This window comes from Stenotrophomonas sp. 17(2023) (assembly GCF_030345315.1).
Classification (GTDB): Bacteria; Pseudomonadota; Gammaproteobacteria; order Xanthomonadales; family Xanthomonadaceae; genus Stenotrophomonas; species Stenotrophomonas acidaminiphila.
Genome location: NZ_CP128405.1, coordinates 2,602,959 through 2,616,651, shown reverse-complemented (window position 1 = coordinate 2,616,651; position 13,693 = coordinate 2,602,959). Strand labels below are relative to the sequence as shown.

The window sequence follows — 13,693 nt, the reverse complement described above, 5'->3', positions numbered from 1 at the left end:
GACCATGAGTTATGCAAGCAACGACGAAGTCCGCGGCGTCCTGATCCAGGCGGGCGCCGAGCGCGTGCTGCTGCCCAATGCCACCGTCGCCGAGATGATGTCGCGGGTGGCGGTGCAGCCCATCGAGGGCGCACCCGACTGGCTGGCCGGCTACATCGCCTGGCAGGGCTGGGAGGTGCCGCTGCTGTCCTATGCCCGTTTCAACGGCGGCGACGAGCCGGTCTCCGCCAGCAACAAGGTGGTGGTGCTCAAGGCGCTGGGTGGCAACCCGGAGATGCCGTACTTCGCGCTGCTGACCCAGTCCTTCCCGCAGCTGATCGCGGTGCCGCGCGATGGCCTGCTGGCCGACGCCTCCGAGGAAAGCCTGCCGCAGGGCGTGCACATGCGCGTGTTGCTGGGCGAACAGAGCGCGCTGCTGCCGGACCTGGATGCGATCGAAAGCGCGGTGGTCGCCGCACTGGCGGCGGCGGCCTGAGCCCCGCCCGGCTGTCGGCCGGGTTCCACGACAGATGTTCCGCAGAGCCGCCGGGGGATCGCCACCGACGGCCACCGCAGTGCCCGTGGCGGTCGCTACAGGTCGCCCAGCCGTGCCTGCAGTGCCGCGATCGCGGCCAGACCAGCGGTCTCGGTGCGCAGGATGCGCGGCCCCAGTTGCAACCCCTGGAAGCCGGCATCGGCCAGTTGCTGGCGGTCGCGTGGCGACCAGCCACCTTCCGGACCGATGGCGATCACCACGCCGCCGGCTGGCGCGGACGGCAGCGCGGACAGGCGGTGCTCGCCCAGGGGATCCAGGGTCAGGCGCAGGCTCTGCGCCGGCAACGCTGCTGCCGCCGCGGCCAGCGCCTGCGGGGGCGACAGCGCCGGAATGCAGGCGCGGCCGGACTGGCCGCAGGCCGCACCGACCACGCTGCGCCAGTGTGCGAGGCGCCTCTCGGCGCGTGCGGCATCGAGCTTCACTTCGGTGCGCTCGGCGTTCACCGGCACGATGGTGGTCACGCCCAGCTCGGTGGCCTTCTGCAGGATCAGGTCCATCTTCTCGCCGCGGGCGATGCCCTGCAGCAGGGTGATGGCCAGCGGTGATTCGTTGTCCAGCGCGCGTGCGGCGTCGATGCGTACCTGCACCTCGCGCTTGCCCACCGCCAGCAGCGTCGCCGTGTAGTCGCTGCCGTCGCCGTTGAACAGCACGCAGGCATCGCCCTCGCGCAGGCGCATCACCCGTACCAGGTGGTTGGCGGCCTCCTCGGGCAGCGCCAGGGTCTGCCCGGGCTGCAGCGGCAGTGCGACAGGACAGCGGGTCAGGCGCATGCGCGGCTCCGGCAAGGCGGGTTCAACGGCGCGACGGCGGGGTCTGCTAGCATTTCGGGCTCATGGAAACGTATCTGCCAGTGCGCATTCTAGCGATCCGCCCGTCCTCCGCCCGGGGGCGTGCATGAGCCGCCCGCTTCCGCTCATCCATCACGTGCGCGGCGAGGACATCGGCCCGTTCCACCAGGAACACCTGGACCTGGAGTTCTCCAACGGCGAGCGCCGGCATTTCCAGCGGCTGGTCAGTCGTGGCCATGGGGCGGTCGTGGTGGTGCCGATGCTGGACGAGGACACCGTGCTGCTGGTGCGTGAATACGCCGCCGGCCTGCACCGCTACGAACTGGGGCTGGTGAAGGGCCGCATCGATGCCGGCGAGACGCCGGAGCAGGCCGCCGACCGCGAGCTCAAGGAAGAAGCCGGCCATGGTGCCCGCCGCATCGACGTGCTGCGCACGCTGACCCTGGCGCCGACCTACATGAGCCACCAGTCGTGGCTGGTGCTGGCGCGCGATCTCTACCCCGAGCGCCTTGCCGGCGACGAACCCGAGGAGCTGGAAGTGGTGCCCTGGAAACTGGCTGACCTGGATGCGCTGATGCTGCGCGAGGATTTTTCCGAGGGGCGCTCGCTGGCGGCCTTGTTCATTGCCCGCGAATGGCTGGGGAAGACGCGATGAGCCTCGTTGACGCAGCGCTGCGCGAAGCGGTCATCGACGTCGCCCGTCAGGCCGGTGCGGCGATCATGCAGGTCTATGCCGACGGGTTCGACGTCGAGCACAAGGACGACCTGAGCCCGCTCACCAGCGCCGACCTGGCCGCCCACCATGTGATCGTGCACGCCCTGGCGCAGCTGACCCCGGACCTGCCGGTGCTGTCGGAGGAGTCGGCGCAGCTGCCCTGGGACGCGCGCCGGCAATGGCAGGACTACTGGCTGGTCGATCCGCTGGACGGCACCCGCGAGTTCATCAAGCGCAACGGCGAGTTCAGCGTCAACATCGCGCTGATCCGCGACGGCGTGCCGGTGTTCGGCGTGGTCCAGGCACCGGTGGGCGATGTCGTCTGGCACGCCATGCGTGGCGACGGCGCGTGGCGCCGCGAGGGCGGGCGCGAGGACGCGATCCTCACCCGGCGGCCGCCGGCGCTGCCGCTGCGGGTGGCGGCCAGCCGCTCGCACCGCGATGCGCGCACCAGCGAACTGCTTGCGCGCATGGGCGAGATCGAGCTGGTGGCGCAGGGCTCCTCGTTGAAGTTCTGCCGCATCGCCGAGGGCACGCTGGACGTGTACCCGCGGCTGGGGCCGACCAGCGAATGGGATACCGCCGCCGGGCAGTGCGTGCTGGAAGCGGCCGGTGGCGTGCTGCTGGCCGCCGACACCGGTGAGCCGTTCCACTACAACCGCCGGCCGCGCCTGCTCAATGGCGACTTCATCGCCCTGGGCGATCCCTCGCTGCCCTGGCGCGACTGGCTGGCCGCGCCGTGAGCGGCAGCGGCGACCTGGGCGAGCCGGGCGACATCGGTACCCTGCTGCGGATCATGGCGCGCCTGCGCGATCCGCACGGTGGCTGCCCGTGGGACCTGCAGCAGGATTTCTCCAGCATCGCGCCGTACACGATCGAGGAGGCCTACGAGGTCGCCGACGCGATCGACCGCAACGACCTGGCCGACCTCAAGGACGAACTGGGCGACCTGCTGCTGCAGGTGGTGTTCCATGCGCAGATGGCCAGCGAGCAGGGCGCGTTCGCCTTCGCCGACGTGGTCGCGGCGATCAGCGGCAAGATGCTGCGCCGGCACCCGCACGTGTTCGGCGATGCCCAGGCCGATGACGCCGGCCAGGTGGTCGCCAACTGGGAGCAGATCAAGCAGCGCGAGCGTGCCGATGCCGGCGATACCGATGGCTCGGTGCTGGCCGGCATCGCCCGCGGCCTGCCCGAGTGGCAGCGGGCGCTGAAACTGCAGAAGCGCGCTGCCCGCACCGGCTTCGACTGGCCCGACGTCGCGCCGGTGCTGGACAAGCTGCGCGAGGAAGTCGACGAGGTGCAGGCCGAGTTCGAAAGCGCCGCGCACCCGGGCAGCCACGCGCGGCTGGAGGACGAGATCGGCGACCTGCTGTTCGTCTGCGCCAACCTGGCCCGCCACGCGCGGGTGGACCCGGGCAGCGCGCTGCGCCGTGCCAACCTCAAGTTCGAGCGTCGCTTCCGCGCCATGGAAGCGCTGGCCGCCGCGCGTGGGCAGGCGATGTCCGCGCTGGACCTGGAGCAGCAGGAAGCGCTGTGGCAGGCGGTCAAGCGTGGGGAGCAGGGCGCGCCGTGATCAAGACCCTGGCGCTGTTCGCGGTGACCGCGCTGGCCGAGATCGTCGGTTGCTACCTGCCGTGGCTGTGGCTGCGCCAGCAGGGCAGCGCCTGGCTGCTGCTGCCGGCGGCGGCCAGTCTGGCGTTGTTCGTCTGGCTGCTGACCCTGCACCCGACCGCCAGCGGCCGCGTCTATGCCGCCTATGGCGGCGTCTATGTCTGTGTCGCACTGCTTTGGCTGTGGCGCGTGGATGGCGTGGTGCCGACCCGCTGGGACCTGCTCGGTGCCGCCCTGTGCCTGCTGGGTATGGGCGTGATCATGGCCGCCCCGCGAGGCGCTGCGCCCTAGGGCGCCATGCTGCGCGCAGTACCCGCCCCGGGTGCGCCAATGGTCCGCTTCGCCAGCTTCCGCGAGTTCTGTCCGTTCTACCTCGGTCAACACCGCAACCGCACCTGCCGCCGGCTGCATGTGCCGGGCAGCGGTGCCGCGCTGCCGTGCCTGCTGGCGGCGTTGCCGAGCGGGCGCTGGCGGCGCTGGGCTGCGGCTATGGATTCGCCTGGGTGGGTCATTTCTTGTTCGAGCACAACCGTCCGGCCACGTTCAGTCATCCGCCGTATTCATTCGCCGGCGACTGGATGATGTTCGTGCAGGTGCTGCGCGGCCGGCTGCCGTCCCAGCCTCCGCGGGCTGGCTATACTCGCTGCATACCCGGGGATCGGGTTCCACAAGGAGCGTACTGATGGGCGGCGGCTTTTTTCTCGCGGCGGTGATACTGGTGGGCGGTGCGATCGTGCTGTTCAAGACGGTGCGCATGGTGCCGCAGGGGTATGAGTGGACGGTGGAGCGTTTCGGCCGCTATACCCACACCATGTCGCCCGGACTGCATTTCCTGATCCCGGTGGTCTACGGCGTCGGCCGCAAGGTCAACATGATGGAACAGGTGCTGGACGTGCCCAGCCAGGAAGTCATCACCAAGGACAATGCGGTGGTGCGGGTGGACGGCGTGGTGTTCTTCCAGGTGCTGGATGCGGCCAAGGCCGCCTACGAGGTCGCCAACCTGGAGGTGGCGATGATCGCACTGGTGCAGACCAACATCCGCACGGTGATCGGCTCGATGGACCTGGACGAATCGCTCAGCCAGCGCGAGACCATCAACGCGCAGCTGCTGAGCGTGGTCGACCATGCCACCAATCCCTGGGGCATCAAGGTCAACCGCATCGAGATCCGCGACATCCAGCCGCCGCGCGACCTGGTCGATTCGATGGCGCGGCAGATGAAGGCCGAGCGCGAGAAGCGCGCGCAGATCCTCGAGGCCGAGGGCCTGCGCCAGGCCGAGATCCTGCGTGCCGACGGCGAGAAGCAGGCGGCGGTGCTGGAGGCCGAGGGCCGCAAGGAGGCCGCGTTCCGCGATGCCGAGGCGCGCGAGCGCCTGGCGCAGGCCGAGGCCAAGGCCACGTCGATGGTGTCCGAGGCCATCGCCCAGGGCGACGTGCAGGCGATCAATTATTTCATCGCGCAGAAGTACGTGGAGGCCTTCCGCGAACTGGCCAGCTCGCCCAACCAGAAGCTGGTGCTGATGCCGATGGAAGCCAGCGGCGTGATCGGTTCCATTGCCGGTGTCGCCGAGCTGGCCCGCGAGGCCTTCGCCAAGCAGGAAGAGCGCAAGGCATCGCCGTCGCGCGGCAACCCGCCGCCGCTGGGGCGCTGAGCCATGCGCTGGGAAGTGGTGGGCTGGGCGGCGCTGGCGGTGATCCTGTTCGCTGCCGAAGCGATGGCTCCGGGCGCATTCATGCTGTGGATGGGCTTCGCCGCGGCCGCCGTGTTCCTGGTGGTGTGGGCGTACGACGGGCTGCCCGTGCTGATGCAGGTGGTGCTGTTCGTGGTGCTCAGCTTCGTCTCGATCCAGGTCTACCGCACCTGGTTCCGCCGGCGTGCGCGGCCCAGCGACCAGCCATTGCTCAACCGCCGCGCCGAGCAGTTGATCGGGCGGGTGGTGGTGCTGGACCAGGCCATCGCCAACGGCGTTGGCCGGGCCAGGCTCGACGATGCGTTCTGGGTGGTGGCCGGCCCGGACCTGCCGGCCGGCCGCCATGTGCGGGTGGTGGCGGTGGACGGCATGACGCTGAAGGTGCAGGAGGCCTGAGGCAGGGCGGCGCGGGTTCCGTGCCGCCATGGGCTTTGCCCCGGGCCATCTGGGATAATGGCGTCTTTCCTCGCATGGAACGGCCATGACCCTGAAGACTCTCCTCAACGAAACCCACCGCTCGCTCGGCGCCAAGATGGTCGATTTCGGCGGTTGGGACATGCCGATCCACTACGGTTCGCAGATCGACGAGCACCACCTGGTGCGTCGCGCCGCGGGCATGTTCGACGTCAGCCACATGACCGTGGTCGACCTGAAGGGCGAGCGCACCCGCGAGTTCCTGCGCCAGCTGCTGGCCAATTCGATCGACAAGCTCAAGGTCACCGGCAAGGCGCTGTATTCCTGCATGCTCAACGCGCAGGGCGGGGTGATCGACGACCTGATCGTCTACTTCCTGGCCGACGACTTCTTCCGCATGGTGGTCAACGCCTCCACCCGCGAGAAGGACCTGGCCTGGATCCGCCAGCATGCCCAGGCCTTCGGCGTGGAGGTGATCGAGCGCGAGGACCTGGCGATCGTCGCGGTGCAGGGGCCGCAGGCGCGCGCGCTGGTCGCCGGCCTGGTCGCCGAGGGCGACCGTGCCGCGCTGGACAAGCTCGGCCGCTTCGCCGCGCTGGACGTCGCTTCCGCCGATGGCGTGCCGCTGTTCGTGGCGCGCACCGGCTACACCGGCGAGGACGGTTATGAGGTGCTGCTGCCGCAGGCGGCGGTGGTCGGGTTCTGGAACGCGCTGCTGGCCGCGGGCGTGAAGCCGGCCGGTCTTGGTGCGCGCGACACGCTGCGCCTGGAGGCGGGCATGAACCTCTACGGCCAGGACATGGACGAGGGCGTCACCCCGTACGAAGCCGCGCTGGCCTGGACCGTTGCCCTCGACGAGGGCCGCGCGTTCATCGGTCGCGACGTGCTGGAGGCGCAGAAGGCCGCCGGCAACGCGCGGCAGATGATCGGCCTGGTGATGGACGACAAGGGCGTGCTGCGCCACGGGCAGAAGGTGCTCACCGCCAACGGCGAGGGCGAAATCCTGTCCGGCACGTTCTCGCCGACGCTGGGCAAGGCCATCGCCTTCGCCCGGGTGCCGGCCGGCGAACCGGGCGACGTGCGCGTGGACATCCGCGGCAAGGAAGTTCCGGTGCGCGTGGTCAAGTTCCCGTTCGTGCGCGACGGCCAGCCGCAGCCCGGCATCAACGGCTGACCTTCCATGGGCGCGCGGGGCATCGTCCCGCGCCGTCCGTTAAACTAGACGTCCATCCCGTCCACCGTTTCTTCCGGAGCAGTTCCATGAGCGAGATCCCCGGCGACCTCAAATTCCTCAAATCCCACGAATGGGCACGCGCCGAAGGCAACGGCCGCGTCACCGTCGGCATTTCCGACCACGCGCAGGGCCTGCTCGGTGACCTGGTCTATGTCGAACTGCCCGCCGTCGGCGACACGGTGCAGGCCGGCAACGCCGCGGCCGTGGTCGAGTCGGTCAAGGCCGCCTCCGACGTGTACAGCCCGGTGTCGGGCACCGTGGTCGAAGTCAACGAAGCGCTGGCCGACAAGCCGGAAACCATCAACGAAGATGCCTACGGCGAAGGCTGGCTGTTCGTCGTCGAGATGTCCGAGCCGGAGCAGGTCAATGAACTGCTGGGTCCGGACGACTACGCCGAACTGCTGGAAAACGACGACCACTGATCCGGTCGCCTCGGGTAAACGGAAACGGCCGCCTTGTGCGGCCGTTTCCGTTTCCGGCATCCGCGAGTCCGGTGGCGTGTCGCCGGTCGGTCGCCTTGCTGATGCGGCGGGCGGGTGCTGGTACGACGCCGGTGATCGGCCGTCGGGTTCCGGTGCATGGCCGGCGTCGAGCGATGTCCGCACGCGATGCCTCGACCGCCCGACGAAGTGGCAACCGAAGGCCGCGTTCGCGATCGGCGGGACGTCCGCGATGGCTCTCGCGGGTGCGAAGTGTTTGCGCAAAACCTTCCCCGCGGTGCGCACGGGCACGTCCGCAGCGGATCGAAATCAGGTCGCGCCGACATTTTTTTTTCACACGCCCGGAACTGCGCGGCCGTCGGCGGCGCGCACGCGACGCACGACGTCGCGCGTGCCGGTCGAAAACGAATAGTGCTTTTTTTACGGTGTTTTTCGCGCGCGCAGGCATTGCACGCGCGATGCGCGCGGCGGCATCGATGGATGCGCGGGTGGCGAAGACGGGTGTTGCCGGCAGGGTCGACGTGAAGCTTTCCGTAAAAAGTTGCGCGCGGGTAGTTGACAGTAAAAAAAACCGTGATTAGGTTTCGCCCAGCAGACCTTTGCTGCGGAAGCGAGTGAGCCGGATCAACATTCAGATGCGAAGCACAACCTGGACGTCCGCCACGATTGCGCAGATGGTGGAGCAGGAGTCGCTTCCTTCCGCGAAACACCCCCCGAACAAGACATGGCACCCGTGGCGGGAATCGTTGCGGGTGTTTCTGTATCCGTCACGATGCGGCTGACGCATCGTCGGTCCTCCGCGATACACCGCGGATTTGCTTCAACTGGGCATTTCAATTCCATAGATCACTGACGAGGAGCCATCCAATGGCCACGAAGAAAGCTGCGAAGAAGCCGGCCGCCAAGAAGGCGGTGAAGAAGGTCGCGAAGAAGGCTGCTGCCAAGAAGGCAGTGAAGAAGGTCGCGAAGAAGGCCACCGCCAAGAAGGCAGTGAAGAAGGTTGCCAAGAAGGCGACCGCCAAGAAGGCAGTGAAGAAGGTCGCCAAGAAGGCCACCGCCAAGAAGGCGGTGAAGAAGGCGGCGAAGAAGGTTGCCAAGAAGACCACCGCCAAGAAGGCAGTGAAGAAGGTCGCCAAGAAGGCCACCGCCAAGAAGGCGGTGAAGAAGGTCGCCAAGAAGGCGACCGCCAAGAAGGCCACCGCCAAGAAGGCGGTGAAGAAGGTCGCGAAGAAGGCTGCTGCCAAGAAGCCGGCCGCCAAGAAGGTTGCTGCCAAGAAGAAGCCGGCTGCCCGCAAGAAGAAGGCGGCTCCGGTCGCGCTTCCGGCCACCCCGGCGCCGCTGATCTGATCCAGCGCTGAAGCTGTACCTGGAACTCCTTCCCCGACTGCCCAGCGGGGAGGGAGTTTTTTTATGCGCGCGCGTTACCCGGCGCGCGGCCGGTGTGCCACCTGCTGCCAGGGATGACAGGCGCCGCATGCGGACGCCTGCTGGCGAAGGTCGCGGTGGCGCGGCGCATCGCCAGCCGCTCGCGCCGGTCCGCTCCCGGTGGCCGAAGGCGCAGATGCGCCGATCCCGGGAAACGCCGGGCGATTGCACCCGGGGCGCGGGACCGGTCGCGGGTACCGTTCCGGATGCGGGGCAACGAAAAAGGCGGCCGAAGCCGCCTTGTCGGTGCGTACCGGAGCGCCGGCTCAGTGCGGAGACGCGGTGGCCCGGTCGGAGGCGACGCCCTTCCGCCCGCGCGGCGGATTGGCCGGCGTGTCCTCGGCCATCAGGTTGTCGCTGCCGAAGTCGGTATCCACGTCCAGCCAGCGCTGCGTCGGCAGGCCGATGGCGCGATCGAGGATGGTCGGCATCAGCCCGCTGGGTACGCTGCTTTCGCCATTCCACATCACGGCGATGCCGAGATCGCGCTCGGGCAACAGGGCGACCAGGCCGCGATAGCCCTGTACCGCGCCGGCATGGAACACCACGGTATGGCCGGCGTAGTCGAACACGCGCCAGCCCAGCGCATAGCCGGCCGAGTCCAGCCGCTGGCGGCGCCAGCCCGAACGCATCTCGCCGGGCGTGTTGACCAGCGGTGCATGCAGGGTGGCCAGCAGCGGTGCCGGCAGTACGTCCTGGCGGTGGCCGGTATGCGCCAGCAGCCATTGCGCCATGTCGCTGGCGCTGGCGTTGACGCCGGCGGCCGGGGCGACGCGGTAATAGGTGGGCTTGGGTGACAGCGACACCCAGCCGTTGCGGCTGCGCACGTGCGGGCGCGCCCAGCGCGGGCTGGCCTGGATGCCGGCCAGGCCGAGGCTGGCGTCGTTCATGCCCAGCGGCTTGAGGATGCGGCGCTCGACGGCCTGCTCGTAGAAACTGCCCGAGGCCGCGTAGACCACGTCGCCGATCAGGCTGAAGGCGACGTTCTGGTAGGCGTAGCAATCGCCCGGCTCGCACTTGAGCGGCGCACTGGCGAGCTTGCGGGTCAGCGTGTAGTAGTCGGCGTTGGCCTCGATGTCGCGGTCGTAGGCGTTGTACGGCAGGCCGACGCGGTGGCTGAGCACGTCGGCCACGGTCAGCCGGCGGGTCGCTTCGGGCGTGCCCAGCTGGAAGCCGGGCACATAGTCGGTGACCTTGCTGTCCCAGCGCAGGGTGCCGTCGTTGACCAGCAACCCGGCCATGGTGCCGGCGAAGGCCTTGGACAGCGAGGCCAGGCGGAACACGGTGTGCGCGTCCACCGGCTGCGGGTTGCCGATGTCGGTGACGCCGAAGCCGCGCGCGGACAGCACGCGGCCGTTCTGCACGATCGCCATGGCGATGCCGGGCACGCGGTTGCCGTAGGTGAGCTGCTCTGCCATCGATTCGATGGCGGCGACGTTGAAGCCGTCGGGCAGTGCCTGCACCTGGTCCGGACGCAGCGCGACCCGGTAGGGCATCGGCTGCGTCGGCGACTGCATCGGCGCGTTCTCGAGGTTGATCGGCAGCTGCGGGGGCGATTCCGGCAGCGGCTGCGTAGCGGTGGGTGTCTGGGCGGTGGTTGACAGTGCGAAGGGCATCAACACACCGAGCAATCCCGATGCCACCGGACGGAAGCGCCGGCGTCTGCTGTTGTCTTTCATCGTGATCGATGCCTGCTAGCTAAGGCTGTCGCCGATTCTAGCGCCGCTTTTCTCGATTGCACAAACGGGGAGAAGATGAATAGGCATCATCTTGATATTGCTGGGTTTTGTCGCTGGATCACGACCAGGGCGCTGATCCCGCCTGTGGATCGAGGATCAACGCCGCCGCGCGCTCGGCCATCATGATCACCGGTGCGTTGGTGTTGCCGCTGACCAGCGTGGGCATCGCCGAGGCATCGATCACGCGCAGTCCCTCCACGCCGCGCAGCCGCAACTGCGGGTCGAGCACCGCCGCGTCGTCGCTGCCCATGCGGCAGGTGCCGATCGGGTGGTAGATGGTTTCGGCCTTGGCGCGGATGAACGCTTCCAGCCCGGCATCGTCCAGGTCCTCGCGCGCGGGGAAGACCGGTGCGCGCCGCCAGCGATCGAACGCGGGCTGGCGCAGGAGGTCGCGGCTCAGGCGTGCGGCTTCGATCATCATCCGCAGGTCGAAGCCGTCGCTGTCGCCCAGGTAGTTGGCGTGGATCCTGGGCGGTAGCGACGGGTCCGCGCCGGCCAGGGCGATGTGCCCGCGGCTGCGCGGGTGCAGGTAGCAGGCGTGCAGGGTGTAGCCGTCGCCAGGCAGCCGGTGGCGGCCGTGGTCGTCGAGCATCGCCGGTACGAAATGGAACTGGATGTCGGCGCGCTCGTCGGCGGCGAGGTGCGAGCGCACGAAACCGCCGGCCTCGGCGATGTTGCTGCTGCCGGCGCCGCGATGGCCGCGCAGGAACCAGTCGAACGCGATCTTCAGCTCGCTGGCGCGGTCGTAGCTGACCCCGGGAACGGTGCGGTACAGGGTGCAGATGTCCAGGTGGTCCTGCAGGTTGGCGCCGACCTGCGGCTGGTCGAGCTGCACCGCGATGCCGTGGGCGCGCAGGGCATCGGCCGGGCCGATCCCGGAGAGCATCAGCAGCTGCGGCGAATTGACCGCGCCGGCGCTGAGCAGGACCTCGCATCGCGCGTGCAGGTGCCGGCGTTGCCCGCCGTGGCGCAGGGCGATGCCGTGCGCGCGGCCGGCGTCGACAAGGATGCGCTCGACCTGGGCCCCGGTCAGTACCTGCAGGTTGCGACGCTGCCGTACCGGCGCCAGATAGGCGGCGGCCGACGAACAGCGCGCACCTTCCTTCTGCGTCACCTGGTACAGGCCGACGCCGATCTGGGTTGGTCCGTTGAAATCCTGATTGTGCGGATGGCCGGCCTGCACGCCGGCTTCGACGAAGGCATGGCTGAGCGGGTTGACGTGGCGCAGGTCCGAAACATGCAGCGGGCCGTCGTCGCCGTGCAGCGCGTCGCCGCCGCGGCTGTTGTGCTCGCTCCGGCGGAACCACGGCAGCACCCCGGCCCAGTCCCAGCCGGTGGCACCGGCCGCGGCCCAGCGGTCGTAGTCGCCGGCGACGCCGCGCACGTAGCACATCGCGTTGATCGAGCTCGAGCCACCCAGGACCTTGCCACGCGGCCACCACAGCCGCCGTCCCTGCAATTGCGGTTCCGGTTCGGTGTGGTAGCTCCAGTTGAGGCGGCGGTTGCCGGCCAGTCGTGCCAGCCCGGCCGGCATGTGGATGAACGGGTTGCGGTCGCGCGGGCCGGCCTCGACCAGCAGCACCTGCACCTGCGGATCGGCACTGAGCCGGTTGGCCAGCACGCAACCGGCCGAACCGGCACCGATGATGATGTAGTCGAATTCCCGCATCGCGCTCCCCCCCTGGCGTGTCGCCAGCATAGCCGGGACACAGGCCCGCACTGGCGATGTTGCAGTGCATCGGATACCGTGCGCGCTTTGTTGCGACGGGTGCAGGCCGATGCGGTCCGGTCAGGGCAGGGTACATGCGGGGGAGCGGCTGGCGGTCGCGCTGTCCTTCGCCTATTTCTTTTGCGTGCTGGCCGCGTACTACGTGATCCGCCCGCTGCGCGAGCAGCTGGCCGCCGCGGTCGGCTCGACCCAGCTGCCCTGGTTCTACGGCGCCACGTTCATCGGCACCCTGCTGCTGTCGCCGCTGTTCGCCGCGCTGGTGACGCGCTGGCCGCGACGGGTGGTGATGCCGGTGGTCCAGGTGTTCTTCATCGCCTGCCTGCTCGGCTTCGTCCCGCTGTTCGCATGGCCGGAGCTGCTCGGGCCGAAGACGCTGGGGGTGATGTTCTTCGTCTGGGTGAGCGTGTTCAACCTGTTCGTGGTGTCGGTGTTCTGGAGCTTCATGTCCGACATCTGGGACAGCGGGCAGGCGCGGCGCCTGTTCCCGGTCATTGCCGTGGCCGGTACGGTGGGCGCGGTCGCCGGCCCGATGCTGACCCGTTCGCTGGTCGGCGTGATCGGCGTGGCGCCGCTGCTGGTGGTATCGGCGGCGCTGCTGTGCCTGGCGCTGGGGTGCGTGGTCGCGCTCGGCCGCTGGGCGCGTCGGCATGGCGCGCGCCGCAATGAACCCGGCCACGAGGCCGCGGTCGGCGGTGGCATGTTCGACGGGCTCAAGCAGGTGTTCGCCGACCCGTTCATCCGCAACATGTCGATCCTGCTGCTGCTGGCCGACGGCATCGGCACGGTGAACTATGCGCTGGTGACCGACTATTCAGGCGCTACGTTCGCCGACGCGGTGGCGCGTACCCGCTTTGCCGCCAACATCGACCTGGCCGGCAACGTGCTGACCGCCATCACCCAGCTCACCCTCACCCGCTGGCTGCTGCCGCGCAGGGGGCCGGGCATCGTCATCATGATCTGGGCGCTGGTCAGCGTCTGCGCGCTGTCGCTGGTGCTGTTCGCGCGCGATCCGCACGCGCCGTTGCTGATGGGCATGCCGGCGGTGGCGATCGCACTGATCGTCAGTCGCGGCCTGGCCTATGGCATGGCCGAGCCGGCGCGGCACAGCCTGTACACCCGGGTGCCGCGCAACGTGCGCTACAAGGGCCAGAACGCCGTGGACACGGCGGTATGGCGGTTCGGCGACATGTCCATCGCGCTGGGCATGAACTGGCTGCGCGTGCTGGGCGTGGGCACCGCCGGTTTCGCCGGCGTCAGTGCGGCCGCCGCGGTGATCGCTGCCGGCATCGGCTGGCGGCTGTCGCGTCGCCCCGAGGGCGTGCCGGCGGCGGAGGCGCCACGCTCCCGCTGATGCCGGTGCAGGGCGCGCGCGG

General features: G+C 69.1%; 15 protein-coding genes and 1 pseudogene. 13 read left to right on the top strand and 3 right to left on the bottom strand.

What is annotated here, in order from left to right:
• Positions 1 to 4 precede the first annotated feature (4 nt).
• Entirely contained in the window at positions 5 to 475 is a 471-nt protein-coding gene (locus QQA12_RS11840) for a chemotaxis protein CheW (protein ID WP_054667132.1), read from the top strand.
• A 95-nt stretch (positions 476 to 570) separates the two neighbouring features.
• Here the strand turns inward: QQA12_RS11840 and QQA12_RS11835 are convergent, their stop codons facing one another.
• Positions 571 to 1,305, bottom strand: a complete 735-nt coding sequence (locus QQA12_RS11835) for a 16S rRNA (uracil(1498)-N(3))-methyltransferase (protein ID WP_226049406.1) — start codon at positions 1,303 to 1,305, stop codon at positions 571 to 573.
• 124 nt (positions 1,306 to 1,429) lie between these two features.
• Between QQA12_RS11835 and nudE the strand changes: the two genes are divergently transcribed.
• The 11 genes and pseudogenes from nudE (at position 1,430) to QQA12_RS11780 (ending at position 8,774) form a co-directional block, all read left to right on the top strand.
• On the top strand, positions 1,430 to 1,978 hold the full coding sequence (nudE, locus tag QQA12_RS11830) for an ADP compounds hydrolase NudE (protein WP_226049405.1): 549 nt from the start codon (positions 1,430 to 1,432) through the stop codon (positions 1,976 to 1,978).
• Positions 1,975 to 2,781, top strand: a complete 807-nt coding sequence (cysQ, locus tag QQA12_RS11825) for a 3'(2'),5'-bisphosphate nucleotidase CysQ (RefSeq protein ID WP_226049404.1) — start codon at positions 1,975 to 1,977, stop codon at positions 2,779 to 2,781. The genes nudE and cysQ overlap by 4 nt, the downstream gene beginning before the upstream one ends.
• A gap of 53 nt (positions 2,782 to 2,834) precedes the next feature.
• Complete coding sequence (gene mazG / locus QQA12_RS11820) at positions 2,835 to 3,611, top strand: nucleoside triphosphate pyrophosphohydrolase (protein ID WP_233324866.1); 777 nt, start codon at positions 2,835 to 2,837, stop codon at positions 3,609 to 3,611.
• Positions 3,611 to 3,940: a YnfA family protein gene (locus QQA12_RS11815; RefSeq protein ID WP_226049940.1), complete on the top strand. Its 330-nt coding sequence runs from the start codon at positions 3,611 to 3,613 to the stop codon at positions 3,938 to 3,940. The genes mazG and QQA12_RS11815 overlap by 1 nt, the downstream gene beginning before the upstream one ends.
• Positions 3,941 to 3,979: 39 nt before the next feature.
• Positions 3,980 to 4,260 (top strand): annotated as a pseudogene (locus QQA12_RS11810) (DUF962 domain-containing protein); the annotation flags it as partial.
• Between the two features lie 71 nt (positions 4,261 to 4,331).
• Positions 4,332 to 5,300 (top strand): SPFH domain-containing protein, encoded by a 969-nt coding sequence (locus QQA12_RS11805; protein WP_054667125.1) that lies wholly within the window; start codon positions 4,332 to 4,334, stop codon positions 5,298 to 5,300.
• A 3-nt stretch (positions 5,301 to 5,303) separates the two neighbouring features.
• A complete protein-coding gene (locus QQA12_RS11800; RefSeq protein ID WP_054667123.1) occupies positions 5,304 to 5,735 on the top strand; it encodes an NfeD family protein in 432 nt (143 codons plus the stop codon).
• A gap of 85 nt (positions 5,736 to 5,820) precedes the next feature.
• Positions 5,821 to 6,927, top strand: a complete 1,107-nt coding sequence (gene gcvT, locus QQA12_RS11795) for a glycine cleavage system aminomethyltransferase GcvT (protein ID WP_226049402.1) — start codon at positions 5,821 to 5,823, stop codon at positions 6,925 to 6,927.
• A gap of 86 nt (positions 6,928 to 7,013) precedes the next feature.
• Positions 7,014 to 7,409 (top strand): glycine cleavage system protein GcvH, encoded by a 396-nt coding sequence (gene gcvH, locus QQA12_RS11790; RefSeq protein WP_054667120.1) that lies wholly within the window; start codon positions 7,014 to 7,016, stop codon positions 7,407 to 7,409.
• Positions 7,354 to 7,839 carry a hypothetical protein gene (locus QQA12_RS11785; protein WP_226049401.1) on the top strand — a complete coding sequence of 162 codons (486 nt, stop codon included), beginning with the start codon at positions 7,354 to 7,356 and terminating at the stop codon, positions 7,837 to 7,839. Before gcvH ends, QQA12_RS11785 begins: the two co-directional genes overlap by 56 nt.
• A gap of 455 nt (positions 7,840 to 8,294) precedes the next feature.
• The gene (locus tag QQA12_RS11780) at positions 8,295 to 8,774 is read left to right on the top strand and encodes a hypothetical protein (RefSeq protein ID WP_054667118.1); all 480 of its coding nucleotides are present in this window, start codon (positions 8,295 to 8,297) and stop codon (positions 8,772 to 8,774) included.
• Between the two features lie 344 nt (positions 8,775 to 9,118).
• Here QQA12_RS11780 and QQA12_RS11775 read toward each other — a convergent pair whose 3' ends face one another.
• Both QQA12_RS11775 and QQA12_RS11770 read right to left on the bottom strand, forming a co-directional pair.
• On the bottom strand, positions 9,119 to 10,531 hold the full coding sequence (locus QQA12_RS11775) for a serine hydrolase domain-containing protein (RefSeq protein WP_226049400.1): 1,413 nt from the start codon (positions 10,529 to 10,531) through the stop codon (positions 9,119 to 9,121).
• A gap of 118 nt (positions 10,532 to 10,649) precedes the next feature.
• Positions 10,650 to 12,260 carry a choline dehydrogenase gene (locus QQA12_RS11770; RefSeq protein ID WP_226049399.1) on the bottom strand — a complete coding sequence of 537 codons (1,611 nt, stop codon included), beginning with the start codon at positions 12,258 to 12,260 and terminating at the stop codon, positions 10,650 to 10,652.
• A gap of 109 nt (positions 12,261 to 12,369) precedes the next feature.
• On the opposite strand from QQA12_RS11770, the gene QQA12_RS11765 reads away from it, so the two are divergent.
• Positions 12,370 to 13,671: an MFS transporter gene (locus tag QQA12_RS11765; protein ID WP_054667113.1), complete on the top strand. Its 1,302-nt coding sequence runs from the start codon at positions 12,370 to 12,372 to the stop codon at positions 13,669 to 13,671.
• The last annotated feature ends 22 nt before the right edge of the window (positions 13,672 to 13,693 follow it).

Coding starts and splice junctions, on each gene's coding strand:
- mazG (WP_233324866.1), top strand. CDS start 2,835: ATGGCGCGCCTGCGCGATCCGCACGGTGGCTGCCCGTGGGACCTGCAG.
- QQA12_RS11780 (WP_054667118.1), top strand. CDS start 8,295: ATGGCCACGAAGAAAGCTGCGAAGAAGCCGGCCGCCAAGAAGGCGGTG.
- QQA12_RS11805 (WP_054667125.1), top strand. CDS start 4,332: ATGGGCGGCGGCTTTTTTCTCGCGGCGGTGATACTGGTGGGCGGTGCG.
- QQA12_RS11765 (WP_054667113.1), top strand. CDS start 12,370: ATGCGGTCCGGTCAGGGCAGGGTACATGCGGGGGAGCGGCTGGCGGTC.
- gcvH (WP_054667120.1), top strand. CDS start 7,014: ATGAGCGAGATCCCCGGCGACCTCAAATTCCTCAAATCCCACGAATGG.
- QQA12_RS11835 (WP_226049406.1), bottom strand. CDS start 1,305: ATGCGCCTGACCCGCTGTCCTGTCGCACTGCCGCTGCAGCCCGGGCAG.
- QQA12_RS11840 (WP_054667132.1), top strand. CDS start 5: ATGAGTTATGCAAGCAACGACGAAGTCCGCGGCGTCCTGATCCAGGCG.
- QQA12_RS11785 (WP_226049401.1), top strand. CDS start 7,354: ATGAACTGCTGGGTCCGGACGACTACGCCGAACTGCTGGAAAACGACG.
- QQA12_RS11770 (WP_226049399.1), bottom strand. CDS start 12,260: ATGCGGGAATTCGACTACATCATCATCGGTGCCGGTTCGGCCGGTTGC.
- nudE (WP_226049405.1), top strand. CDS start 1,430: ATGAGCCGCCCGCTTCCGCTCATCCATCACGTGCGCGGCGAGGACATC.
- cysQ (WP_226049404.1), top strand. CDS start 1,975: ATGAGCCTCGTTGACGCAGCGCTGCGCGAAGCGGTCATCGACGTCGCC.
- QQA12_RS11800 (WP_054667123.1), top strand. CDS start 5,304: ATGCGCTGGGAAGTGGTGGGCTGGGCGGCGCTGGCGGTGATCCTGTTC.
- QQA12_RS11775 (WP_226049400.1), bottom strand. CDS start 10,531: ATGAAAGACAACAGCAGACGCCGGCGCTTCCGTCCGGTGGCATCGGGA.
- gcvT (WP_226049402.1), top strand. CDS start 5,821: ATGACCCTGAAGACTCTCCTCAACGAAACCCACCGCTCGCTCGGCGCC.